This window comes from uncultured Limimaricola sp. (assembly GCF_964022235.1).
Lineage (GTDB): Bacteria > Pseudomonadota > Alphaproteobacteria > Rhodobacterales > Rhodobacteraceae > Limimaricola.
On the sequence record NZ_CAXHZL010000014.1, the window covers coordinates 78,387 to 102,056 of the forward strand.

The 23,670-nt window shown below is 64.8% G+C and carries 24 protein-coding genes, 2 tRNA genes and 1 pseudogene; 18 read left to right on the forward strand and 9 right to left on the reverse strand.

What is annotated here, in order from left to right; all coding sequences use genetic code 11:
* Positions 1–77: 77 nt before the first annotated feature.
* A pseudogene (locus AADJ02_RS15975) lies at positions 78–817 on the forward strand (IS5 family transposase); the annotation flags it as partial.
* Between the two features lie 62 nt (positions 818–879).
* On the opposite strand, the gene AADJ02_RS15980 reads toward AADJ02_RS15975, so the two are convergent.
* Positions 880–969 (reverse strand) — tRNA-Ser (locus AADJ02_RS15980).
* Positions 970–1,298: 329 nt separating this feature from the next.
* Here AADJ02_RS15980 and AADJ02_RS15985 point away from each other — a divergent pair.
* Together AADJ02_RS15985 and AADJ02_RS15990 are read left to right on the forward strand one after the other, a co-directional pair.
* On the forward strand, positions 1,299–2,531 hold the full coding sequence (locus tag AADJ02_RS15985) for a putative DNA modification/repair radical SAM protein (RefSeq protein WP_341214001.1): 1,233 nt from the start codon (positions 1,299–1,301) through the stop codon (positions 2,529–2,531).
* A 12-nt stretch (positions 2,532–2,543) separates the two neighbouring features.
* The gene (locus tag AADJ02_RS15990; RefSeq protein ID WP_341214002.1) at positions 2,544–3,992 is read left to right on the forward strand and encodes a UdgX family uracil-DNA binding protein; all 1,449 of its coding nucleotides are present in this window, start codon (positions 2,544–2,546) and stop codon (positions 3,990–3,992) included.
* Here AADJ02_RS15990 and AADJ02_RS15995 read toward each other — a convergent pair.
* Complete coding sequence (locus AADJ02_RS15995; RefSeq protein WP_341214003.1) at positions 3,989–4,447, reverse strand: GNAT family N-acetyltransferase; 459 nt, start codon at positions 4,445–4,447, stop codon at positions 3,989–3,991. The two genes, AADJ02_RS15990 and AADJ02_RS15995, sit on opposite strands and share 4 nt — an antisense overlap.
* Positions 4,448–4,535: 88 nt before the next feature.
* Positions 4,536–5,633: a redox-regulated ATPase YchF gene (gene ychF / locus AADJ02_RS16000; RefSeq protein WP_341214004.1), complete on the reverse strand. Its 1,098-nt coding sequence runs from the start codon at positions 5,631–5,633 to the stop codon at positions 4,536–4,538.
* Positions 5,634–5,755: 122 nt separating this feature from the next.
* Between ychF and AADJ02_RS16005 the strand changes: the two genes are divergently transcribed.
* The 4 genes from AADJ02_RS16005 to AADJ02_RS16020 all read left to right on the forward strand — a co-directional run bounded on the left by AADJ02_RS16005 (position 5,756) and on the right by AADJ02_RS16020 (position 8,772).
* Complete coding sequence (locus AADJ02_RS16005; RefSeq protein WP_341214005.1) at positions 5,756–6,181, forward strand: VOC family protein; 426 nt, start codon at positions 5,756–5,758, stop codon at positions 6,179–6,181.
* Positions 6,182–6,184: 3 nt separating this feature from the next.
* Entirely contained in the window at positions 6,185–6,589 is a 405-nt protein-coding gene (locus tag AADJ02_RS16010; protein WP_341214006.1) for a VOC family protein, read from the forward strand.
* Between the two features lie 63 nt (positions 6,590–6,652).
* Positions 6,653–7,444, forward strand: coding sequence for a tryptophan synthase subunit alpha (trpA, locus tag AADJ02_RS16015; protein ID WP_341214007.1), 792 nt, complete (start codon positions 6,653–6,655; stop codon positions 7,442–7,444).
* Positions 7,445–7,560: 116 nt separating this feature from the next.
* Positions 7,561–8,772 (forward strand): alpha-hydroxy acid oxidase, encoded by a 1,212-nt coding sequence (locus AADJ02_RS16020; RefSeq protein ID WP_341214008.1) that lies wholly within the window; start codon positions 7,561–7,563, stop codon positions 8,770–8,772.
* 54 nt (positions 8,773–8,826) lie between these two features.
* On the opposite strand, the gene AADJ02_RS16025 is transcribed toward AADJ02_RS16020, so the two are convergent.
* Positions 8,827–8,900, reverse strand: a tRNA-Gly gene (locus AADJ02_RS16025).
* Positions 8,901–8,952: 52 nt separating this feature from the next.
* Positions 8,953–9,618: an SOS response-associated peptidase gene (locus AADJ02_RS16030; protein ID WP_341214009.1), complete on the reverse strand. Its 666-nt coding sequence runs from the start codon at positions 9,616–9,618 to the stop codon at positions 8,953–8,955.
* 230 nt (positions 9,619–9,848) lie between these two features.
* On the opposite strand from AADJ02_RS16030, the gene AADJ02_RS16035 reads away from it, so the two are divergent.
* A complete protein-coding gene (locus tag AADJ02_RS16035; RefSeq protein ID WP_341214010.1) occupies positions 9,849–10,799 on the forward strand; it encodes a hypothetical protein in 951 nt (316 codons plus the stop codon).
* Between the two features lie 210 nt (positions 10,800–11,009).
* Here the strand turns inward: AADJ02_RS16035 and AADJ02_RS16040 are convergent, their stop codons facing one another.
* Positions 11,010–12,572: a bifunctional metallophosphatase/5'-nucleotidase gene (locus AADJ02_RS16040; RefSeq protein WP_341214011.1), complete on the reverse strand. Its 1,563-nt coding sequence runs from the start codon at positions 12,570–12,572 to the stop codon at positions 11,010–11,012.
* 147 nt (positions 12,573–12,719) lie between these two features.
* On the opposite strand from AADJ02_RS16040, the gene AADJ02_RS16045 reads away from it, so the two are divergent.
* Both AADJ02_RS16045 and AADJ02_RS16050 read left to right on the forward strand, forming a co-directional pair.
* A complete protein-coding gene (locus AADJ02_RS16045; protein WP_341214012.1) occupies positions 12,720–13,058 on the forward strand; it encodes a DUF952 domain-containing protein in 339 nt (112 codons plus the stop codon).
* On the forward strand, positions 13,055–14,104 hold the full coding sequence (locus AADJ02_RS16050) for a quinone-dependent dihydroorotate dehydrogenase (protein WP_341214013.1): 1,050 nt from the start codon (positions 13,055–13,057) through the stop codon (positions 14,102–14,104). The genes AADJ02_RS16045 and AADJ02_RS16050 overlap by 4 nt, the downstream gene beginning before the upstream one ends.
* Here the strand turns inward: AADJ02_RS16050 and AADJ02_RS16055 are convergent.
* From AADJ02_RS16055 to AADJ02_RS16065, 3 genes are read right to left on the reverse strand one after another with little or no spacing between them, the layout of a single operon-like run.
* The gene (locus tag AADJ02_RS16055) at positions 14,101–15,417 is read right to left on the reverse strand and encodes an MATE family efflux transporter (RefSeq protein ID WP_341214014.1); all 1,317 of its coding nucleotides are present in this window, start codon (positions 15,415–15,417) and stop codon (positions 14,101–14,103) included. The genes AADJ02_RS16050 and AADJ02_RS16055 overlap by 4 nt on opposite strands.
* Complete coding sequence (locus AADJ02_RS16060) at positions 15,410–15,916, reverse strand: PaaI family thioesterase (protein WP_341214015.1); 507 nt, start codon at positions 15,914–15,916, stop codon at positions 15,410–15,412. The genes AADJ02_RS16055 and AADJ02_RS16060 overlap by 8 nt, the downstream gene beginning before the upstream one ends.
* Positions 15,913–16,356 carry a PaaI family thioesterase gene (locus AADJ02_RS16065; RefSeq protein ID WP_341214016.1) on the reverse strand — a complete coding sequence of 148 codons (444 nt, stop codon included), beginning with the start codon at positions 16,354–16,356 and terminating at the stop codon, positions 15,913–15,915. Before AADJ02_RS16065 ends, AADJ02_RS16060 begins: the two co-directional genes overlap by 4 nt.
* Before the next feature lie 118 nt (positions 16,357–16,474).
* On the opposite strand from AADJ02_RS16065, the gene AADJ02_RS16070 reads away from it, so the two are divergent.
* The 8 genes from AADJ02_RS16070 to AADJ02_RS16105 form a co-directional block, all read left to right on the forward strand.
* The gene (locus AADJ02_RS16070; protein ID WP_341214017.1) at positions 16,475–16,843 is read left to right on the forward strand and encodes a MerR family DNA-binding transcriptional regulator; all 369 of its coding nucleotides are present in this window, start codon (positions 16,475–16,477) and stop codon (positions 16,841–16,843) included.
* Positions 16,844–17,050: 207 nt separating this feature from the next.
* Positions 17,051–17,449, forward strand: a complete 399-nt coding sequence (locus AADJ02_RS16075) for a MerR family DNA-binding transcriptional regulator (RefSeq protein ID WP_341214018.1) — start codon at positions 17,051–17,053, stop codon at positions 17,447–17,449.
* Positions 17,450–17,562: 113 nt separating this feature from the next.
* Complete coding sequence (locus tag AADJ02_RS16080; protein ID WP_341214019.1) at positions 17,563–19,341, forward strand: acyl-CoA dehydrogenase C-terminal domain-containing protein; 1,779 nt, start codon at positions 17,563–17,565, stop codon at positions 19,339–19,341.
* 55 nt (positions 19,342–19,396) lie between these two features.
* Entirely contained in the window at positions 19,397–19,609 is a 213-nt protein-coding gene (locus tag AADJ02_RS16085; RefSeq protein ID WP_341214020.1) for a hypothetical protein, read from the forward strand.
* A gap of 268 nt (positions 19,610–19,877) precedes the next feature.
* Positions 19,878–20,522, forward strand: a complete 645-nt coding sequence (locus AADJ02_RS16090; protein WP_341214021.1) for a glutathione S-transferase — start codon at positions 19,878–19,880, stop codon at positions 20,520–20,522.
* Positions 20,519–21,730, forward strand: coding sequence for an acetyl-CoA C-acetyltransferase (locus AADJ02_RS16095; protein ID WP_341214022.1), 1,212 nt, complete (start codon positions 20,519–20,521; stop codon positions 21,728–21,730). Before AADJ02_RS16090 ends, AADJ02_RS16095 begins: the two co-directional genes overlap by 4 nt.
* A gap of 85 nt (positions 21,731–21,815) precedes the next feature.
* Positions 21,816–22,193: a hypothetical protein gene (locus AADJ02_RS16100; protein WP_341214023.1), complete on the forward strand. Its 378-nt coding sequence runs from the start codon at positions 21,816–21,818 to the stop codon at positions 22,191–22,193.
* Between the two features lie 52 nt (positions 22,194–22,245).
* A partial coding sequence (locus AADJ02_RS16105; protein WP_341214024.1) for a 3-hydroxyacyl-CoA dehydrogenase NAD-binding domain-containing protein occupies positions 22,246–23,670 on the forward strand: 1,425 nt, incomplete at its 3' end.

The following is a 23,670-nucleotide window of genomic DNA, read 5'->3' on the forward strand; positions in this document are numbered from 1 at the left end:
TCAGGCTCCCTAGCGGCCTTGTTGCGTGATTCCTGCCCGGGATTCACATTGCGAGTCCTGCGGCGCAGCTGGGCGGCATGTCCAAGTCTGCTCCCACCCGCTACCGCACATTGAACTGGTCCGCCGGCAACGCGGCGTTGCGTGAACGTGGATCGCTGACCGTCTGGTTCGACGTCGACCGCAGAAGACGCTGGCTGTGCCATTACCCTGCCGTAGCAGCAGCCGTCCGCTGCATCTGCTCATCGAGAGCACGGGCCTCAAAGTCCGCGGCGCAGGCGAATGGCCTGCGCGCAAGCACGGTGGTTCGCGCAGGCGGGTTTGGCGCATGGTCTATCTGGCCATGGAGGAGGCGACCTAGGAGGTGCGTGCTGTCGAGATCACCGGCCGCGGCGTGGGCGATGTGCCTGTGTTGCCTGATCTACTCGCCCAGATCCCCAAGGGCAAAGCGATCGCCTCGGTCACGGCTGACGGCGCCTACGCCACGCGCGGCTGCGGCGACGCCATCGCGGACCGGGGCGCGGACGCGGACGCGGTCATACCGCCCAGGCACAATGCCAAACCGTGAAAGAAGAATGGCCCCAAAGCGGCAGACGGGAACGAGGCCGTGCGCGCCATCAAGCATCTCGGCAGGGCTATCTGGTGGCACTGGACCGGTTATCGCCGCCGAAGCCGCGCCGAGACCAAGATGAACGGTATGAAGCTGCTCGGCCAGAAACTGATGGCTTGAGATGTCGATCGCCAGACCGCCGAGCTCCAGCGCCGCATCGCGATCTTGAACCGCTTCACCGCCCTTGGCATTCCCGTCACAGAACCCATCGTCCAAGCCGCTCGGGGTAAGGGGACGCTCAGCCTTCAGGCGGTCCGTGCAACAGAGCCAAATGGCGGAGACGAAGGGATTCGAACCCTCGAGACGGTTTCCCGCCTGCACCCTTAGCAGGGGTGTGCCTTCGACCACTCGGCCACGTCTCCGTCGGTGTGTCTATGCAAGCGCTCGGGGGGAAACAAGGGGAAATCTGCGAGTTGAGGTATTGAATTGCGAGTGCCGTTCCGGAACCGCCAAGTCGGTGTAGGGAGCACCCCATCCGGGGCGGCTCATACGACAAAGCAACACTCCGCACAGAACAGGATGCCATCTGCTTTGGGCAGGGCCATGTCTTCGCCCAATGACTGATTTGCGCAACAGGGCCGCTCGAAACCGTCTCCGACTGAGCACAAACTGCGGCGATCCCGACCACGGGGACAACCTGTCGCAACCCGTACGCCTTGCCGGATGGGGGTGTGAACATTACCTGAACGCCATGACAACGCACAGCCTCGAGCGCAAGCTCGCCATTCTCTCGGACGCCGCACGATACGACGCCTCCTGTGCGTCGTCGGGGACGTCGAAGCGCAACTCGAAAGACGGTAAGGGTCTGGGCTCGACCGAAGGCTCGGGCATCTGTCACGCCTATGCGCCCGACGGGCGCTGCATCAGCCTGCTGAAGATCCTGATGACGAACTTCTGCATCTTCGACTGCGCCTACTGCGTGAACCGCGTGTCGTCCAACGTCGAACGGGCCCGCTTTTCCGTGGACGAGGTCGTAAAGCTGACGCTCGAGTTCTACCGGCGCAACTACATCGAAGGGCTATTCCTGTCCTCGGGCATCATCCAGAGCCCGGACAAGACCATGGAAGACATGGTTCGCATCGCCCGCAAGCTGCGCGAGGAGGAGAATTTCCGGGGCTACATTCACCTCAAGACCATCCCAGAGGCGTCGCCCGATCTGATCGCACAGGCCGGGCTTTACGCCGACCGGGTGTCGATCAATGTCGAGATGCCGACCGATGCAAGCGTCACGACCTATGCGCCCGAGAAGAAGCCCGACACGATCCGCAAGGCGATGGCCGATGTGCGGCTGCGCAAGGAGGCGGCGAAGGACAAGAGCCATACTGGCAAGCGTCCGCCCCGCTTTGCGCCTGCGGGCCAATCGACGCAGATGATCATCGGGGCCGATGGGTCCAACGACGCGACGATCCTGGGACAATCGACGCGGCTCTACTCCTCCTACGGGCTCAAGCGCGTCTACTACTCGGCCTTTTCGCCGATCCCGGACGCCACCGCCAAGCTGCCGCTAATCAAGCCGCCGCTCATGCGCGAGCACCGGCTTTATCAGGCCGATTGGCTGATGCGGTTCTATGGCTTCGACGTGAACGAGATCACGGCGGGCACCGGGGGCAATCTCGATCTCACCATCGACCCCAAGCTTGCCTGGGCACTGCGCAACCGCCACGCCTTTCCGGTTGATCCGATGCGGGCGGACCGCGAGACGCTGCTGCGGGTGCCGGGGTTCGGCGCCAAGACGGTCAGCCGCATCCTCGCGGCGCGTCGGCATCGGCGGCTGCGCTGGGACGATCTGGCGCGGATGGGGGCCAACATGAAGAACGCGCGGCCTTTCGTCAGCCTCATCGATTGGACCCCCGGTGCGCTGCTCGATGCGCCCGACCTCGCCGCGCGCTTTGCGCCTGCGCCGGAACAGCTTTCGCTGTTCTGACGTTTCGCGCTCATGCCCCATGTCGCCCTGCCCCGTATCGAAACCGACAAGGCCTGGCGCGACGCCGCGCGGGGGCTGATCGCGCGGCGTGTGCCGCCAGAAGAGGTGACATGGAGCCGAGGCGCGGCCGATGACGACCTTTTCGCGCAAGCTCCCGAGGGAATCGCCCCCAGCCGCGCAACACTAAAGGTGCCGCGCGAGTTCGTGTCTCTTGCAGGCTCCGTGACATGGCACCGCGACCCCGAGCGGTTCGCGCGGCTCTATGCGCTGTTGTGGCGGTTGCGGTCGGAAAAGGGGCTGATGGAGGATCGCGGCGACACGGCCTTGGCCAAGCTGCGCTCCATGGAAAAGGCGGTGCACCGCGACCGGCACAAGATGACGGCCTTCGTGCGGTTTCGCGAGATCGGCGCGCGCGACGCGGCCCGCCGCCGGTTTGCCGCATGGTTCGAGCCCACGCATTACACGCTGGAACCCACGGCCCCGTTTTTCGCGCGCCGCTTCGCCGACATGGACTGGATGATCGCCACGCCGGACCTCACGGCGGCCTTCGAGGACGGGCGCCTGAGCTTTCATGATGGCCAGCCCAAGCCCGACATTCCCGACGATGCGACCGAGGAGCTTTGGGGCACCTATTTCCGCAACATCTTCAACCCCGCCCGGCTCAAGATCGGTGCGATGACCTCGGAGATGCCCAAGAAATACTGGAAGAACCTGCCAGAGGCGCGCCATATTCCCGAGATGATCGCCACCGCCCATGCCCGCGCCGAGGCGATGCAGGCCGCCGCCCCCACCCTGCCCCCGATCCGTGCGGCCAAGATCACCGAGCGGCTTGCCGCACCCGACCTTCTGCGTGCCGCTCCGGAAGGTCTCGACCAGCTTCGGGCCGAGGAAAACGCCTGCACCCGCTGCCCGCTCTATGAAACCGCGACGCAGGCCGTGCCCGGCGAAGGCCCGCGCGACGCCGATCTCATGGTGGTGGGCGAGCAACCAGGCGATCACGAGGATCTGGCGGGCCGCCCCTTTGTCGGCCCCGCCGGCCAGCTCTTTGATCGGCTGGCCCGCGAGGCCGGGATCGACCGCTCCCGCGCCTTCGTCACCAATGCCGTGAAGCACTTCAAGTTCACGCCAAAGGGCAAGCGGCGTATCCACCAGAACCCCAACACCTCGGAGATCAAGGCCTGCCGCTTCTGGGTGCAGTCCGAAATCGAGATCGTGAAGCCGAAGCTGATCCTCGCGATGGGCGGCACGGCAGCCGAAAGCCTCACCGGATCGCGCAAGGGGATCCTCGCGCGGCGCGGTACCGTCGAGGCGACGGAAGGCGGCGTGCCGGTGTTCCTGACGGTGCACCCGTCCTATCTGCTGCGCCTGCCCGACCCGGCGCTGCGCGATGACGAAATCGACAAGTTCCGTGCCGATCTGGTCTCGGCGCAGGCGCACCTCGAAGAGCTGCGCGCGAGCTAGTCGAGATCGCGCCGCATCGTCGCCATGCCGTTGCGCGCGCCCAGTTCCTCGTAGCCCGCCGAGAGGTAGAGATTGCGCGCCGGCGCGTTGTCGAGCTCGACCTTGAGCGTGATCGACAGCGCGCCGAGGCCGCGCGCCGCCGTTTCGGTCAACCGTGCCACTTCGGCGCCCGCGCCGCCGCGCATGGCCTCGTCGACGAAGACATAGGTGAGGTGGCGCACCTCGGGGCCGATGCCTACGCGTAGCGCGAAGAAGCCGACCTCATGGCCCTGCGCGTCGAGTAGGTAGAAGGATTCATCGTCGAGGTCGCCGAGCCACTTTTCCTGCCATTCCAGCGGATCGAAGGGGTGGCTGGCCGAGGGGTTGACCAAAACAAGGTCGGCCTCTTCGGTCAGCAGTCCGGCCAACGGCGCGAGATCACGCTCGATATTGTGGCGGAGGGTCAGGTCGGGCATCGCGCATTTCCCTTTCTCGGCGACGAAAAGGGTCGGGATGCCAGATTCGGGCGGCGCGGTGCAACCGGTGCACCGCGCCGCGCCTGCATCAGGTGTTGAACAGGAAGTGCATCACGTCGCCGTCCTTGACGAGGTAGGACTTGCCCTCGGCGCGCATCTTCCCCGCTTCCTTGGCCGGGCCTTCGCCGCCCAGAGTGACAAAGTCGTCATAGGCGATGGTCTCGGCGCGAATGAAGCCACGCTCAAAATCGCCGTGGATCACGCCCGCCGCCTGCGGTGCCAGAGTGCCCTGACGGATCGTCCAGGCGCGCGCTTCCTTGGGACCGACGGTAAAGTAGGTCTCGAGGTGCAAAAGCTCGTAGCCCGCGCGGATCAACCGGTCGAGACCGGCCTCTTCGAGGCCCATCTCCTCGAGGAACATCGCCTGCTCTTCGGCGTCGAGCTGGCTGATTTCCTCTTCGATGCGTGCGGAGATCACCACGTGCGAATTGCCCTGCGCCGCGGCCATTTCGGCGACGCGGGCCGACTGGCTGTTGCCGGTCGCGGCCGAGCTTTCCTCGACGTTGCAGACGTAGAGCACCGGCTTGGCGGTCAGAAGCTGCAGCATCTTCCACGCCTTGCGGTCGTCATCGGCGACTTCGACGGTGCGGGCGGGTTGGCCGTCCGAGAGAGCCGCCTGCGCGGCCTTCAAGAGCCGCTCCTGATCGGCGGCTTCCTTGTCACCGCCGCGCACCTTGCGGCCCAAACCCTGAAGGCGCTTTTCGACCGACTCGAAATCGGCGAGCATCAGCTCGGTCTCGATCACCTCGGCGTCGGCCACCGGATCGACGCGGCCGTCGACATGCACCACGTTGCCATCCTCGAAACAGCGCAGTACGTGGGCGATCGCATCCGTCTCGCGGATGTTGGCCAGAAACTGGTTGCCAAGCCCCTCGCCCTTGCTGGCGCCCTTCACGAGGCCCGCGATGTCCACGAAGGTCATCCGAGTTGGGATTACCTGCTTGGACTTGGCGATCTCGGCCAGCTTGTCAAGCCGCGGGTCCGGCACGGCGACGTCGCCGACGTTCGGCTCGATCGTGCAGAACGGAAAGTTGGCGGCCTGGGCCGCAGCGGTGCGCGTCAGCGCGTTGAACAGGGTGGACTTGCCGACGTTCGGCAGCCCCACGATCCCCATGCGAAAGCCCATGTCACGCCTCCTATCAGCACATCGCGGCGGTCCTATCCCCGCGCGGCCTCCCGCGCAAGGCAAGGCTTGGTGACGTGACGGCCCCATGCCATGCTTTCGAGGCAAGCTGGAGGAGCCGCACGATGATCCCGATTCCCTATCTCACCTTTCATGGCAACTGCGCCGAGGCGCTGGCCGAGTATGCGCGGATCTTCGGCACCGAACCCGCCAATGTGATGTCGGTCGCCGATGCGCCCGAAGAAGTGCGCGCCTCCCTCCCCGAAGCGAGCCCGCAGGCGGTGATGCACGCCGCGCTCAAGGTCGGCGATGGCTGGATCTACGCCAGCGACGACATCATGGGGGGCAGCCCGGAGATGGCGGGCTGTTCGATCATCGTGGCTCTGCCCGACGCTGCACAAGCACGGGCAGCGTTCGACGAGCTGGCGACGGGCGGGCAGATCCACATGGACTTCTCGGAGACCTTCTGGTCGGCGGGCTTCGGCACGCTGACCGACCGTTTCGGCACGCGCTGGATGATCGACGTCGAAGCACCCGAGCAGGAAGGCTGATCCATGCCATTGATGCCCTACCTGCATTTTCAGGGAAACTGCGCCGAAGCGCTCGAGTTTTACCGCGACATCTTCGACGGCACAGGCCTGCAACTCATGCGCTATGCCGATCAGCCCGAGGCCAAGCCTGAGTGGAAGGGTGCCATGGAGGTTATGCATGGGCAGGTCGTGCTGGGCGACGGGGTGCTGATGGCCTCTGATTTCCCGCCTGGGATGGAAGGCGACGCCCAAGCGGGTGTGTCGATCATGCAGTCGGCCCCCGACATCGAGACCGGGCGCGGCTGGTTCGACAGCTTGGCCCAGGAGGGTGCCGTGGTGCAGGACTATGGGCCGACCTTCTTCTCGCCGGGCTTTGGCATGGTGAAGGACCGCTTTGGCACGCATTGGATGATTGCCGCCGCCGGTTAGGCCCCATTGATTTTCCGCCCCTCATGCCCCAAACCGCAAGGCGACGGGCCAGAGGGGACGGGCATGACACGGATCGATGACACTTTCGCGCGGCTGAAATCCGAAGGGCGCAAGGCCTTCGTGGCCTATGTGATGGCGGGCGATCCCGACTTCGAGACCTCCAAGGAGATCGTGCGCGGCCTGCCCGGCGCGGGCGTCGACATCATCGAGCTGGGCCTGCCCTTCACCGATCCGATGGCCGATGGCGCGACGATCCAGCTCGCCGGTCAGCGGGCGCTGGCGCAGGGCATGACGCTGGACCGCACGCTCGAGATCGCGGCGCATCTGCGCGAGACCGACACCATGACCCCGATCGTGATGATGGGCTACTACAACCCGATCCATTCGCGCGGCGTGCCCAAGTTTCTCGAACAGGCCAAGGCCGCCGGGATCGACGGGCTGATCGTCGTCGACCTGCCGCCAGAAGAGGACGCCGAATTGTGTCTACCCGCGCAGGCAGCGGGCCTCAACTTCATCCGCCTCGCCACCCCCACCACCGACGACGCGCGCCTGCCACGCGTCCTGCAGAACACCTCGGGTTTCGTCTACTATGTCTCGATCACCGGCATCACCGGTGCGGCCGAGGCGCAGGCCGATGCGGTGGCCCCCGAGGTCGTGCGGATCAAGTCGAAGACCGACCTGCCGATCATCGTGGGCTTTGGCGTGAGGACGCCGGAAACCGCGAAATCCATTGCCGGCATCGCCGACGGCACGGTGGTCGGCTCGGCCATCGTGAACCAGATCGCCGAGGGCAAACCGGTGACCGAGATCCTCGCCTTTGTGAAGGCGCTTGCCGACGGGGCCCATTCCGCCTGAGGCCGCCTTTACTCTTCAAATACTCAGATGCAGCGGCGCCCCCATAGGGCGCCGTTTCCGTTGCGGCGCCTGGCTGTGGCTGGTAAATCATCCTTACCAATCGGGGGAAGAGAGCCATGCCAGTCATCACCTGCATCGAGGATCTGAAACGTCTTCACAAACGCCGCGCGCCGAAGATGTTCTTCGACTACGCCGAGTCCGGTAGCTGGACCGAGCAGACCTTCCGCGAGAACACTACCGATTTCGAACAGATCCGTCTGCGCCAGAAGGTGGCGGTGGACATGTCTGACCGCTCGACCGTGGGCCACATGCTGGGCCAGAAGGTCGCAATGCCTGTGGCCCTCGCCCCCGTGGGCATGACCGGCATGCAAAACGCCGACGGCGAGATCAAGGCCGCGCGCGCGGCAGAGAAGTTCGGCGTGCCCTTCACCCTCTCGACCATGTCGATCTGCTCGATCGAGGATGTGGCCGAGCACACCTCGGCCCCCTTCTGGTTCCAGCTCTACGTGATGCGCGACGAGGATTTCGTGGACCGGATCATCGAGCGGGCCAAGCGCGCCGGCTGCTCGGCGCTAGTGCTGACGCTGGATCTGCAGCTTCTGGGCCAGCGGCACAAGGATCTCAAGAACGGCCTCTCGGCCCCGCCGAAGCTTACCCCCGCGACGCTTCTGGACCTTTCGACCAAATGGACATGGGGTCTCGAGATGCTGCGCACCAAGCGGCGGTTCTTCGGCAACATCGTGGGTCATGCTTCGGACGTCGAAGACACCGGATCGCTGATGAAATGGACGGCAGAGCAGTTCGACCTGCGTCTCGATTGGGAAAAGGTCCGCAAGATCGCCGAGAAGTGGGACGGCAAGCTGATCCTGAAGGGTATTCTCGACGCGGATGACGCCCGCAAGGCCGTCGAATGCGGTGCCGACGCCATCGTCGTGTCGAACCATGGTGGGCGGCAGCTAGACGGGGCGCTTAGCTCGATCCGCATCCTGCCGTCGATCGTGCGCGAGGTGAAGGGTGAGACGGAGATCTGGCTCGACAGCGGCATCCGCTCCGGTCAGGACGTGCTGAAGGCGCTGGCCATGGGTGCCGACGCCACGATGATCGGTCGCGCTTGGCTCTACGGCCTTGGCGCGATGGGCGAGAAAGGTGTGACGACGGCCCTCGAGGTGATCCGCAAGGAGCTCGATCTCACAATGGCGCTGTGCGGTGAGCGCGACGTGGCGAACCTCGGACGGCACAACCTGCTGGTGCCCGAGGATTTCGAAGGGCGCTGGCAGCAGGACGAGCCGAACCACAACGGAGCCGAGATCCACACCCTGCCCGCCTGAATATGCTGGGGGCGGCGCGGCTGCCCCCTTCGTCTTAGCGATCTGGAGAGAGGCTGGAGCGGGCGGCGGGAATCGAACCCGCACGTTCAGCTTGGAAGGCTGACAGGCTACCACTACATCACGCCCGCTTCGGCCCCCGTGATAGCGGCTCGCGCGGGGGGCTTCAAGACGCCCCGAACGTCATTCCACCTCGATCGGCTCGATCAACTCCGGCCCATGCGCGCGGTTCGAGTTCACCGCCGGGTCAACCCGGTGAAAGGCCAGAACCTCCGGGTTGGGCTGCATCAGCACCGCCGCCCCGTGCCCCGCCTCACCCAACCAAAGCGGCCAGTCGGCGGGCTCGAGGATCACCGGCATGCGGGTGTGGATGTCGCGCATCACCCCCGCCGCCCCGGTGGTGACGACGGCGCAGGTGGTGAACCCCTCGCCGTCCCGCTCCCAATCCTGCCAAAGCCCCGCAAAGGCCAGCGGGTCGCCGTCCTCGCGGTGGATGAACCACGGCAGCTTGTTGCCCGCGTCATCGACCGTCCATTCGTAGAAGCCCGACGCTGGGATCAGGCAGCGCCGCTCGCGCACCGCCGCGCGAAAGGCGGGCTTTTCGGCCACCGTCTCGGCGCGAGCATTGATCAGAAGCGGGCCGTCGTTCGGTTTCTTGTACCAATGCGGGATAAAGCCCCATCGCATCGGACGCAGACGGCGGCTGCCTTCATGGGCGGTGACAGTGTGCACCTGCACCGTCGGGCAGACGTTGTAGTTGGGCACCTCGGGCAGATCGTTGGAAGGCTGCGCCTCGAACATCTGGGCAATCGCCTCGTGGGGCAGCGTGATCGCCATGCGTCCGCACATCGTGGGTCTCCTTTGATCCCAATCTGGCACATGGGGCGGGAAAGGAAAGTGGCCGATAAAATGGGTGGAGGTCTGCTATGAGCCCCCTTTACTGATTTTCTCTAATGCAGCTAATGTCCGCAACCACGTGAAGGCCAAAAACCTTCGACAATTTCTTAGATTAGATATCTGGACCGCAAACAGTGTGCGGACCTTCGTCACCATGTATCATTGCTGAGGAGCAAGTAGCTATGTCCGACAATCTATGCCACATATCTAACTTTCAAGAACGCGACATCGACCTCCTCCTCGCGGAAGAGCTACGAATGAATAATGCCTTCGCAACCTGGTTCACGAACCAAGTTGCGCCTGACGTCCAGGTTGAGGTTCCTGCCTTTCGAACCCGCGTCTCTGTAGTCGAGGACGGATCTGAATCTGACGTGATCGCTTGTTTCCACCGTGAAGATGGCGGCATCCACAGAGTCTTCATCGAGGACAAGATTACGGCCTCAATGATGCCTGAACAACTTGAGCGTTACCAACGGAGAGCCACTGCCGAGTATGCCCGAAGCGAAAACCAGAGCTTCTCCGTGGTGCTTTTCGCCCCTGAAAGTTACCGTGCATCGCTGCCTGATGGCGTCGCTCATGTGACGTTTGGGGAGGCCGCAACAGCACTGGATCAGTCAACCGACGACCCCCGGGCAGCATACAAAGCATCCTTCTTGCGCGCTGCACGTCCATACCATTCGCCAGCGTCGAGAGATCTGCACGTTGCTGAAGTTGAGCCGTACGTAGTTGAATGGTGGGATGCCGTTTACGAAATGCTCGACCGCGAGTTTCCCAGCTTCTTTTTGCCACCAAGAACCAGGTATCCGCGAAGTGTCTACTTCGCACCGCGCACGAGCGGAATGGCCGAGTATATCCGAGTTGATTTCAAGGGGCATGCGGGAGAGGTCGACCTCGCCATCAAGAACGTAGGGTATTTAGAACTTGCAGAAGCACTCGCAGGGCTCGACCTGCCTGGGCGGTTGGTCGAAAATGGCAAATCGTCCGCGATCCGGGTCGACGGACTTTCAAAATTCGTAATTTCAGACGGATTTTCCGTAATTGAAACCGATGTTAGGGCCGCCTATGCAGCGACTGTAACCCTTCTTGAATTTTGGAAGGCCAATAGAGGCCAGTTCGACAGCCTTGTGCGATAAGTACTGTCTTTACTCATCCACGCCAAAGACCAACGTTTGCTGAACGGTTAGAATTTTTGGGAGGTTGTGTCTGTTTCTGGGAAGCAGCCCTTGATGCCATCAAGGGCAAGGTCCGCTTCGTCCGCATTGCAGACCCATCTCCGCTTCGCCGGTCCATAAGAAAACGCGCGCCGGTTTCCCGACGCGCGCTCTTCTTCCCCCAATGGGGCTTTACTTCATCGTGATACGGCCATCGGTGTAGGGCTTATAATCGCCCTGCGCCGCCATGTACTCGGCCGTTACGTCGGCAAGGTCGGGGCCGAAGTCGTAGGCCTTGTCGGCCTCGACGAGCATCTTGTAGCCGTCGCCGCCGTTGCGGACATAGTTGTTCGACACGGCGCCATAGGTGGCCTCCGGATCGAGCGGCTCACCACCGATCATCACGTCGGACACGCGCGCGCCCGGCTCGGCGGCCTTGTCGACCGCGAAGGTCATGCCCGCGACCTGCGGGAAGCGACCGCCGCCTTCCTCGATCTGGCTCACGCCGTTCTCCAGCGCCTCAAGGAGCGTCGCACCCGAGATCTCGAAGGTCGAGAGCGTGTTCTGGAACGGCAGCACGGTCAGCACCTCGCCCATCGTCACCTCACCACCGTCGATCGAGGCGCGAAGACCGCCCGAGTTGGCGATGGCGATCTGGATGCCCTGATCCTTGACGCGCGCCAGCATGGCGTCGGCCACGAGGTTGCCCATCTCGCATTCCTGCGCGCGGCAGACGTCGCGATTGCCTTCGATCGGCGCGGTGGTGCTGGCGACGACGCGGTTGCGGATCTCGTCGAGAGGCTTGGCAAGCTCGGCCACGCGGTCGAGGGCCGCCTGATCTTCGACCACCTTGCCGTCGATCAGGATCGGCTCGCCGGAGGCTTCGGTGATGACACCGTCGTCGTCGAAGGTCACGTTCAGCTCACCTAGGAACTTGCCGTAGGCATAGGCCTGCACGATGGCGGTGTCGCCGACCATCACCGGGTAGACGTCGGCCGCCCCCTCCTGCTCGTTCGACAAGAGCGTGTTGGAATGGCCGCCCACGATCACGTCGACGCCGGTGGTGGCCTCGGCCACGCGCTTGTCGGTCTCAAAGCCCGAATGGCTCAGCACGACGATCTTGTTGACGCCTTCCTCGGTGAGGCGGTCGACCTCGGCCTGCACCGCTTCAGAGGGGTCGGTGAAGATCACGTTGGGGCCGGGGCTCGCCAGCTCGTCGGTGTCCTGCGGGGTGAGGCCGATCAGGCCGATCTTCTCGCCGCCGCGTTCGATCACGGTGCTCTTCTGGATCGCATCAGCGAGCTTTTCCTCGCCCGAGACGTCGGCGTTCGACATCAGCACTGGGAACTCGACCTTGTCGATGAAGGCGCGCAGCACTTCGGGGCCGTCGTCGAACTCGTGGTTGCCCACGGTCATCGCGTCATAGCCAAGCTGGTTCATGAACTCGGCCGTCATCTCACCCTTGTAGTAGGTGTAGAACAACGTGCCCTGAAACTGGTCGCCGCCGTCGACGAGCAGCAGGTTGTCACCGCCACGCGCGCGGGCCTCCTGCACGGTGGTGATCAGACGCGCGACGCCGCCAAAGCAATCGCCCGCTTCGTTGTCTTCGGCCGAGCAGGTCGAATCGTAGGCCGAGATCGGCTCGTAACGGTCGTGGAAGTCGTTGGTGTGCAGGATGGTCAGGCTGTACTCCGCCTGAGCGGCACCGGCGGCAAGCGCGATGGCGGCGGTGGTGCCGAAGAGTCCGAGTTTCATTGTTGCGTCCCTGTCGGTTTCGTTATGGTTGCGAGCCTGCGCCAAGCGCGCCGCGTCTGTCAAAGCTGCCGTTGTCCTGCCCTAGCGGCATGACGCGGGCATGACGGGCCTGCTTGACGTGACGGCGAGGCGCGGCCATGAGGCGGCATGCTGATCTACAAGATATTTCGCGCGCCTGAATGGGCCGAGCTGGAGCACGCGGGCGAGACCCGCGGCGCCCCCGTCGATCTCGCCGATGGCTACATCCATTTTTCCACCGCCGAACAGGCGCGCGAGACGGCGGCAAAGCATTTCGCCAATGCCGACGGGCTGGTGCTCGCGGCCATCGAGACGGGAGCCTTGGGCGACGCGCTGCGCTGGGAGCCTTCGCGCGGCGGGCAACTGTTCCCGCATCTTTACCGGGCGCTCGCGCTCTCAGAGGTGGTCTGGATGAAACCGCTGCCGCTCAAGGACGGGCACCACGCATTCCCTCAGGAGATGACATGAGCACGCTGGAGAAGATCGGCCTCAAGGCGCTGCACCGGATCGACCCCGAGACCGGGCACGGGCTGGCGCTCAAGGCGCTGCGTGCGGGCCTCGGCCCCAAGGGTGGTCCGGTGACGAGCGCGCGGCTGCGCACGGTGGTGGCGGGGCTGGATCTGCCCAACCCCGTGGGCCTGGCGGCAGGGTTCGACAAGAACGCCGTGGCGCTCGACGCGCTGTCGCGCACGGGCTTTGGTTTTGTCGAGGTTGGGGCCGCAACGCCGCGCCCGCAGGAGGGCAACCCGCGTCCGCGCCTGTGGCGGCTGAGCGCCGACCGCGCCGCGATCAACCGCTTTGGCTTCAACAACGAGGGCATGGAGGCGATTGCAGGCCGGCTGGAGCGCCGCCCACACGGAATCATCGGTCTGAACCTTGGCGCCAACAAGGACAGCGGGGACCGTGCCGCCGACTTTGCCACGGTGCTGACCCGCTGTGCGCCGCACCTCGATTTCGCTACCGTCAACGTCTCCTCGCCCAACACCGAACGCCTGCGCGACCTGCAAGGCCGAGCTGCACTTTCGGCGCTGCTTTCTGGCGTGATGGCAGCCAATGCCGCCCTGCCCAGCCCCCTCCCGGTCTTTCTCAAGATCGCCCCGGACCTGTCCGAGACCGAGATCGAGGACGTGGCGCGGGTGGCCGAGGAGGCCCGCGTTTCGGCCATCGTCGCGACCAACACCACGCTGTCTCGCGATGGGCTGACCGACAGCCAGAAGGACAACATGGGCGGCCTTTCGGGCCAGCCCCTGTTCGAGAGATCGACGCGGGTACTGGCGCGGCTGTCTTCGCTGACCCACCTGCCGCTGATTGGCGTCGGAGGTATCGGCTCGGCCGAACAGGCTTATGCGAAGATCCGCGCGGGCGCGAGCGCCGTGCAGCTCTATACCGCTCTGGTCTATGGCGGCGTGTCGCTCGCGGGCGAGATCGCGCGGGGGCTCGACGCGCTCTTGGAGCGTGACGGCTTTGCGTCGGTCGCCGATGCCGTTGGCACTGGCCGCACCGACTGGCTTTAGGCGGCGGCGCGTTCCAGCGCCGGGTAGCGCGCGCCCAGCGTCGCGCCGCGCGCCACGTAGCTCACCAGCATCGCCACCCAGAGGCCGTGGTTGCCGAACAAGGTGGTGAGCGGGATCGCGGCGATAAAGTAGATCGCCGCAGAGAGCGCCATCATGTTGCGCATGTCACGGCTGCGGGTCGCGCCGATGAAGATGCCGTCGAGCATCCATGGGATCAGCCCGAATAGCGGCGTCGCCACCATCCACGGCAGATAGGCGCGTGCCGCCTCTCGGACTTCGGGCGCGGTGGTCATGGTGTCGATGATCGCAGGTCCGAAGATCCAGAAGCCCAGCGCCAGAGCGAGGCTCACCACCCCGCCGTGGATCGAGGGCAGGATCGCCGCGCGCCGCAGGCGCAGGGCCGCGCGCGCCCCCATCGCCTGCCCCACCAGCGCCTCGGCGGCAAAGGCGAAGCCGTCGAGCGCGAAGGCGGTGATGTTGAGAAATTGCAGCAGCACCTGGTTCGCGGCGAGCGGCACGTCGCCAAAGCTCGCGCCCCAGAACAGAAAGCTGATGATGATGGATTGCAGCAGCACCGAGCGGATCAGGATGTCGGTGTTCACCGCCGCCATGTGCCGCAGGCTTGCGGCATCGAAAATACGCGCCCGGTCGCGCCACGCAGGCGTGGCAAAGGCGTCGCGGCACAGCCAGAGCCCGAGTGCCAGCCCCGACCATTCGGCGAGGAAGGTGGCCACGGCGACACCTGGCACGCCCCAGCCGAGGCCGAGGACGAACCACAGGTCGAGCAGGATGTTGACGCCATTCATCCAGAACTGAAGCACCAGAACAGCCCCGGTGCGCTCCTGTGCGATGAGCCAGCCGGTCAGTCCATAGATCGCGATGGCGGCGGGGGCCGACCAGACGCGGATCGCCAAATAGTCGCGCGCCAATGCCTCGACCTCATCGCTCGCGGGCGCGAGCGCGAAGGCCGCGGCGAAGATCGGCCATTGCAGCACGATGAGCGCGGCACCGGCAGCCAGCGCGATCATCAAGGCCCGCGTGAGCAGCGCCGAGACCTCGGCTCGGTCGCCGCGGCCCAGTGCCTGCGCGGCAAGGCCGGTGGTCCCCATGCGCAGAAAACCAAAGATCCAGTAGATGCCCGATATGATCACCGCGCCGATACCAACGGCCCCGATCGGGGCCGCGGCCCCAAGCTGGCCCACAACGCCGGTGTCGACCGCACCCAAGATCGGCACGGTGGCGTTCGACAGCACGATGGGCAGCGCGATCTTCAGAACACGCCGATGGGTCAGCGGCGCGGTCGTCTCAGCCATCGAGCCCCGGCATCAGGAAATGCCCCGTCGCCTGCGCGAAAAGCCGCGAGCGGTTGTCCTGCCACGCCTCGACATGGACGCTCGCGTAGCGCCGCCCCGAGCGGTTGATGCGGGCGCGCGCATAGGCGTCGCGCGGCAGGCCGGTGCGCAGGTAGTCGACCGTGAAATCGATGGTGCGCGGCCAGTTGGGGCGGGCCTCGGCCTCGGCCTGCGCTTCGGGCGTGCCCGCCTCGATAAGGCCCCACATCCGCGCCCAGGCCAGCTCGACGATGGCGGTGGTTTCCAAAAACGCCGCCGTGGCCCCGCCGTGCAGCGCGGGCAGCATCGGGTTGCCGATCAGCTGGTCGGCATAGGGCAACACGGCGGTCAGCTCGTCTCCATGCCGCTCGAAGCGAATACCGAGGAAGGCGATGTAGGGCACACCGCTCACCAGTCGCTCGAGCGCGCCGTCGCGGCGGGTCTTGATGACCTGGACGGGTTCGGGACGCGGGCGGCTCATTTCGGCGCTCCCAGTTTTTCGACGGTGAAGGCTCCGGTGGCGGTCGCCACGGGGCGGCTGTCGTCCTCGTCGCAGGCGACGGCGCGCACGAAGGCTACCGTACGGGTGACGTGCCAGCATTCGGCCTTGGCGGTGATCGTCTGCCCCGGCGTCGCGGGGCGCATATAGTCGATCCTGAGATCGAGCGTCGCGGTGCTCATCGGGGAGGATGGGTGCGACATCACGGCCGCTCCCGAACAGGTGTCCATCAAGGCGGACACGGCACCGCCGTGGATCACGCCGGTTTCGGGGTCGCCGACCAGTTCTTTGGCCCATGGCATGTTGATCGCGGCATGGCCGTCGCCAAGCGCCGTGACCCGCATCCCGAGCGCCTGCGCATGCGGCAGGGCGTCGATGAATTGTTGGGCACGTTCGAGGTCGGGGATGGGATTGGATGTCATGTGTTCAACTTGGCGATCCCGATGGCTCCGGCAAGCGTTATCTTTCAACCTAGAGGCCCGAACCCGTGTTGTCGTCACGGCACGACCTCCCTAATGTTCGCTCGAAGGAGCGCCGAAGATGTCCGATACCCCCATGACTTTCAAAGAAATGTGCGAACGTTTCGAGGTGACGCCTCGGACGTTGCGCTATTACGAATACATAGAGCTGCTGGCGCCGCAAAAGCAGGGCCGCGCGCGGTTCTATGGACGGCGCGAGATCGCGCGCATGATCCTGATCCTGCGGGGCCGCCGGTTTGGCTTCAGCCTCGAAGACATCCGCCAGTTTCTCATCATCTACGAAACCGAAGGTAATCGGGCACAGATGGAAACCTGGATCGGGATGGCGGATCGCCAGCTCGAGATCCTCGAGGCGCAGCGTAGCGAGCTCGAGCAGACGATCGCCGATCTGCGCAAACTCAGGGACGAATCTCAATCCTCCCTAACGTGAGTCATGGCAATATCAACAACTTGGACGGGTATCATGAAATTTGACCAAGAGAACAAAGTTTCTCTGTAACGGGCGAATTTTTCTTGACCTTTCGTCATCCGCACCCTGACGCTGCGTCATGTTTACGTTCGCGTCACCTTTGCTTGTAAGGTCTTTTCGGAACCCGCAGGTGACTCGTCTGACCGGACACCAAGGGTTAAGAAAAAAATGACCGACCAGACCATGACCATCCGCCAAATGTGCGACAGCTTCGACGTGACGCCCCGCACATTGCGCTTCTACGAGGCAAAGGAGCTTCTGTTTCCCATTCGTGAAGGCACGAAACGGCTCTTCACCCGGCGCGACCGGGCCCGGCTCAAGCTGATCCTGCGCGGCAAGCGCTTCGGCTTCAGCCTCGAAGAGATCCGCCAGCTTCTCGATCTCTATGAGACCGACGACCAGCAGGAGGTGCAGCTTGCGCGCACCCTCGAAGTGGCCGAGCGGCATCTCAGAGAGATGCAGGAGCAACGCGCCGCTCTCGATGAAGCGATCCGGGAGCTTGAGACGCAGATGAACTGGGGCGCAGACCGGCTGAACCAGCTGCGCGCACGGGCGACGGCGGCCTGACCGCCCTCTCCTCGTTCTGGTCGAGATGAATTTGCGCGGTCCGGGAGGAGGAGCCCGGATCGCGTGCATCGGACCAGACCGGGCCACGCGGCCCGCCGGAGGAGAGACAGGCAATGCCAAGCTACACTGCACCGATCCGCGACATCCAATTCGTGTTGCACGAGTTCCTGCACGTCTCCGAGCAGGACACCCCCGGCTATGCCGATCTCGACGCCGACTTCACGGCCGCAATCCTCGAGGAAGCGGGCAAGCTTTCCTCTGCCGTGCTGGCGCCGCTGAACCTTTCGGGTGACCGCGAGGGCTGTCATCTCGAGAACGGGGTGGTCCGCACGCCCAAGGGCTTCAAGGCCGCCTTCGACCAGATCCGCGACGGTGGCTGGACCGCCATCGACGTCGCCGAGGAATTCGGCGGACAGGGCCTGCCCTATCTCATGCACACCGCCGCCAACGAGCCGATGGTTTCGGCCAACATGGCGCTCAACATGTATCAGGGCCTGACCCACGGCGCCTATACCGCGATCAAGATCCACGGCACCGACGCGCAGAAGACGCGCTGGCTGCCCAAGCTTGGCTCGTGCGAATGGACCGGCACGATGAACCTGACCGAGCCGCATTGCGGCACGGATCTCGGCCTGATGCGCACCAAGGCGGTGCCTCAGGACAACGGCACCTACCGGATCTCGGGCCAGAAGATCTTCATCTCGGCCGGTGAGCACGACATGGCCGAGAACATCGTCCACCTCGTGCTGGCCAAGATCCCCGGCGGCCCCGAGGGCATCAAGGGCGTGTCGCTCTTCGTCGTGCCGAAGTTCCTCGTGAACGAGGACGGCTCGCTCGGCGCGCGCAACGGCGTGACCTGCGGCGCGCTCGAAGAAAAGATGGGCATCCACGGCAACGCCACCTGCGTGATGAACTACGACGAGGCCGAAGGCTATCTCCTTGGCGAGGCGCACAAGGGCATGCGCGCCATGTTCACCATGATGAACGAGGCGCGTCTCGGCGTCGGCCTGCAGGGCTGGGCGCAGTCCGAGGCCGCCTATCAGAACGCCCTCGCCTATGCCAAGGACCGGCTGCAGGGCCGCGCCGTGACCGGTGCCAAGAACCCCGACGGCCCGGCCGATCCGTTGATCGTGCATCCCGACATCCGCCGCTCGCTGATGGATCAGAAGAGCTTTAACGAGGCGGCGCGGGCCTTCACCTACTGGGGCGCGATGCTGATCGACCGCAGCCACAAGGCGGGCGACGCGGAGGCCGAGGCGATGATCTCGCTGCTCACGCCGATCATCAAGGGCTTCCTGACTGACAAGGGCTTCGAGATGTGCGTGCAGGCACAGCAGATCTTTGGCGGGCATGGCTACATCGAGGAATGGGGTATGTCGCAGTTCGTGCGCGATGCCCGGATCGCGATGATCTACGAAGGTGCCAACGGCGTGCAGGCGCTCGACCTCGTGGGCCGCAAGCTCGCCGCGCAGGGTGGCAAGCCGATGATGACGCTGATCGAGGAGATCAAGGTCTTCTGCAAGGAGAACGCCGAGGATGCCGACTTCGCGCGCGACTTCATCGATCCGCTGAAGGCGGCGTCGAAGGACATGCAGGCAGCGGCGATGTTCTTCATGCAAAGCGGCATGAAGGATCCCAACGCGGCGCTCTCGGGCAGCACCGATTTCATGCATCTGATGGGGCATGTCTGCTTGGGCTGGACTTGGGCGCGCATGGCCCGCGCGGCGCAGGCGGGGCTCGATGCGGGCACCGGCGACCGGGGCTTTTACGAGACCAAGCTTGCCACGGGGCGCTATTACATGGCGCGCCAGCTTCCGGCGACGAAGATGCATCTGGCGCGGATCGAGAGCGGCGCCGCCCCGGTGATGGCGCTGGCCGACGACGCTTTCTGATGGACGAAGGCTTGGTCCGGGGCGAGGCTCGCACCGGACCGAACCGGAGGACGAGATGCCCAAACGCCTGAAACTGACCCGCCGCTTTCCCGTCGCGATGAGCGAGGACGGCTACCGCCGCCTCAAGCGCTTCGCGCGCGAGGCCGGGCTCGACGAGGGCGAGGCCCTGTCCTTTCTGTTCGAGAATTTCGACAGCGTCATTTCCGAGGACACCTTCAACCACAGGCTGAGGCTGTTCAACGCGGAGCTGGAAGCGCGCAAGCGGTAGAGACCTGCACGGGAGGGCAGATGAAAAAGCTGCGTATTGTTAGAATGGCGAACGGGCCGGCAGTCCACTCGGGCCACACAGCGGTCGTGTTGAACGACGCGTGGTCCGGGCTTCACCAATCGCGGTCATCGGCTCGCCAGCCTGTACCGCAAGACCGAGGATCGGTCGCAAAGGTTTATGAGGCGTTAATTGCGACCGCGTCTCATCGCCATTCCGCACAGACCCCGGCGTACGGCTTCGGCCCGGCGCCACGACCGAGGGAGGGGACATGATCCGACTGCATTGCTTTGGCGAGAGCGGCAACGCCTACAAGGCGGCCTTGCCGATGACGCTCGCCGGGCTCGACTGGGAGCCGGTGAAGGTGGATTTCTTTGCCGGGGCGGCGCGCAGTGACGCGTTTCGCACGCTCAATGAGATGGGCGAGGTACCGGTACTGGAAGCGGACGGCCTCCGGCTGAGTCAATCGGGCGCGATTCAGGACTGGATCACCGAACGGACCGGCCTTTACGGCGGCGAGAGCCGCGAGGAAAAGCGCGAGGTGTTGCGCTGGGTGCTGTGGGACAACCACAAGCTCTCGGGTCAGGCGGGGGCGCTGCGCTTCTTGATGAACTTCCTGCCGCCCGAAAAGCGCCCCGAGCAGGTGATCCACTGGCTGCAGGGCCGGCTCGCGCCGACCTATGCCACGCTCGACCGCGCGCTTGCCTCGCGCGATTGGCTGGTGGGCTCCGGCCCGACCAACGCCGACTTCTCCTGCTGCGGCTATCTCTACTACCCCGAACCCTTCGGCTTCGAGCGCGCCGCCCACCCCAACATCGACCGCTGGCTCGACCGCATCGCGGCCCTGCCCGGCTGGAAACATCCCTACGAGCTGATGCCCGGATCGCCCGCCGACCGGCAAGGAGAGACCGCATGACCGACGCTTTCATCTACGACGCGATCCGCACGCCCCGCGGCAAGGGCCGCAAGGACGGCGCGCTGCACGAAGTCACCAGCCTCAAGCTTTCGTCGGGCGTGCTCGACGCGCTGGCCCAGCGCAACGGCATCGAGGGCCACGTGATCGAGGATGTGATCTGGGGCAACGCCACGCAGGTCGCCGAACAGGGCGGCTGCCTCGCCCGCTCCGCCGTGTTGGCCTCGACCCTCGACGAGCGCATTCCGGGCCTCTCGATCAACCGTTTCTGCGCGAGCGGAATGGAGGCGGTGAACCTTGCCGCCAACCAGGTGCGCGCGGGCGCGGGCCGGGCCTATATCGCGGGCGGCGTCGAGGCGATGAGCCGCGTGCCCATGGGGTCCGACGGGGCGGCGATCGCGGTCGATCCTTCGGTGGCGATGAAGACCTATTTCGTACCGCAAGGCATCTCGGCCGACATCATCGCCACCCAATACGGGTTTTCGCGCGACGAGGTCGACGCCTTTGCCGTCGAGAGCCAACGCCGGGCCAAAGCGGCTTGGGACGACGGGCGCTTTGCGAACTCGGTGGTGCCGGTGCGCGACATCAACGGTCTCACTCTGCTCGACCGCGACGAATACATGCGTCCGCAGACCGACATGCAGGCGCTGGGATCGCTTGAGCCGTCGTTCAAGGCGATGGGCGAGGTGATGCCCGGCTTCGACAAGGTCGCGCTGATGAAATACCCGCATCTGGAGCGCATCAACCACGTGCACCACGCGGGCAATTCCTCGGGCATCGTCGACGGCGCCGCGGGCCTCTTGATCGGCGACGCCGAGTTCGGAAAGGCGCATGGGCTCAAGCCCCGCGCCCGGATCCGCGCCACCGCCAAGATCGGCACCGATCCGACGATCATGCTCACCGGTCCGGTGCCTGTGACCGAAAAGATCCTCGCCGACAGCGGCATGTCGATCTCGGACATCGATCTGTTCGAGGTGAACGAGGCCTTTTCCGCCGTCGCACTGCGGTTCCAGCAGGCCTTCGACATCGATCCCGCCAAGCTGAACCCCAACGGCGGTGCCATCGCCATGGGCCATCCGCTGGGGGCCACGGGCGCGATCATCATCGGCATATTGCTCGACGAGCTGGAGCGCACGGGCCAATCCACCGGCCTCGCCACGCTCTGCGTCGCCTCCGGCATGGGTGCGGCCACGATCATCGAGCGGGTTTGAAGTATGGACAAGCACGCGCCACGGGTTAAGTGGTTGGGAACCTTGCCCTCCAAGCTTCACGAAGGCCGTCGGCATGTCGCCTCTCATGTCACAATTCATCGAACGTCACGGTCGGCTGTTCCGAGAGGACCGGATCGAGGAGATGCTCGACGATTGCGACTATCCGCTGGCCGTACAGGGAACGGACGGGCTGAAGGTGCTGATATCTCGCGAGGACTATCGCGAATGGCTGCTGGGTTGGAAACGCGATCTCGCACATCGCGAGATGCACGAGGACAACCTGCGTATCCATACCTTGGAACTGCCGCGCGCTGGCAAGTTCCGGGTCTGGATCGAGCGCAGCTTCAAAAACGAAAGCCGCGAGCGGGTGGAGCTCAACGTGATCTATTACTGCCGTTTCGACACGCCACGCCCGGTGATCGAGATGATCGAGTTCGGCGCACCGCCGGACCCTGCCCCCTGACGCGGCACCAGCGCCGCCTTTCCCCCACAGTTCCTGCGATAGGGAGGTCGTCATGACCGATTTCACGCTTGCGCGCGATGCCGATGGCGTTGCCGTCATCACCTGGGACGTACCCGATCGTTCCATGAACGTCATGTCGATGCAGGGCTTCGAAGAGCTCGACGCGCTGATCGACGAGGCCTTGGCCGACGAAGCCGTAAGAGGCATCGTACTGACCTCCGGCAAGAAGGATTTTGCCGGCGGCATGGATCTCGGCGTGATCGCCGGGATGAAGCGGGCGGGCGGCAACGAGCCTGCCAAAGCGGTGTTCGAGGGCGTAATGCGCATGCACGGCGTGCTGCGCAAGATCGAGCGCGCCGGCATGGACCCCAAGACCAACAAGGGCGGCAAGCCCATTGCCGCCGCCCTGCCCGGCACCGCGCTGGGCATCGGGCTGGAGATTCCGCTGGCCTGCCACCGGATCTTTGCCGCCGACAACCCCAAGGCCAAGATCGGTCTGCCTGAGATCATGGTCGGCATCTTTCCGGGCGCTGGCGGCACCACCCGCCTCGTGCGCAAGCTCGGTGCCATGGGCGCCTCGCCCTTGCTGCTCGAAGGCAAGATGAACGACCCCAAGAAGGCCAAGGCGCTAGGCGTGATCGACGAGGTGGTCGAAGACCCGCTCGCAGCCGCCAAGGAATGGGTGCTCGGGGCCAAGGACGCGGATCTGGTGAAGCCGTGGGACGCCAAGGGCTACAAGATGCCCGGCGGCGCGCCTTATCACCCGGCGGGCTTCATGACCTTCGTCGGCGCGTCCGCGATGGTGCATGGCAAGACCCAAGGCGTGTACCCGGCCGCCAAGGCGCTTCTCTCGGCGGTTTACGAAGGCGCTCTGGTGCCCTTCGACACCGCGCTCAAGATCGAAGCGCGCTGGTTCACGCATGTGCTGATGGACCCCTCGTCCACCGCGATGATTCGCTCGCTTTTCCTCAACAAGGAAGCGCTGGAGAAAGGCGCGAACCGCCCCGAGGCTCCGGACCAGTCGGTCAAGAAGGTCGGTGTCATCGGTGCGGGCATGATGGGGGCCGGTATCGCCTATGTCTCAGCCAACGCCGGGATCGAGGTGGTGCTGATCGACGCGGCCCAAGAGGCCGCCGACCGGGGCAAGGCCTATAGCGAGGCGCTGCTCGACAAGGGCATCTCGCGCCGCAAGGTGACGCCCGAGAAGAAGGAGCAGGTGCTGTCGCGCATCACCGCCACCATGGACTACGCGGCTCTCTCGGGCTGCGACCTGATCGTCGAGGCGGTGTTCGAGGAGGTGGGCGTCAAGGCCGAAGTTACCAAGAACGTGTTGGCCCACGTCGGCCCCGACTGCATCTTTGCCACCAACACTTCGACCCTGCCAATCACCGAACTGGCCAAGGCCACCGATGCGCCCGATCGCTTCATCGGCATCCACTTCTTCTCGCCGGTCGACAAGATGATGCTGGTCGAGATC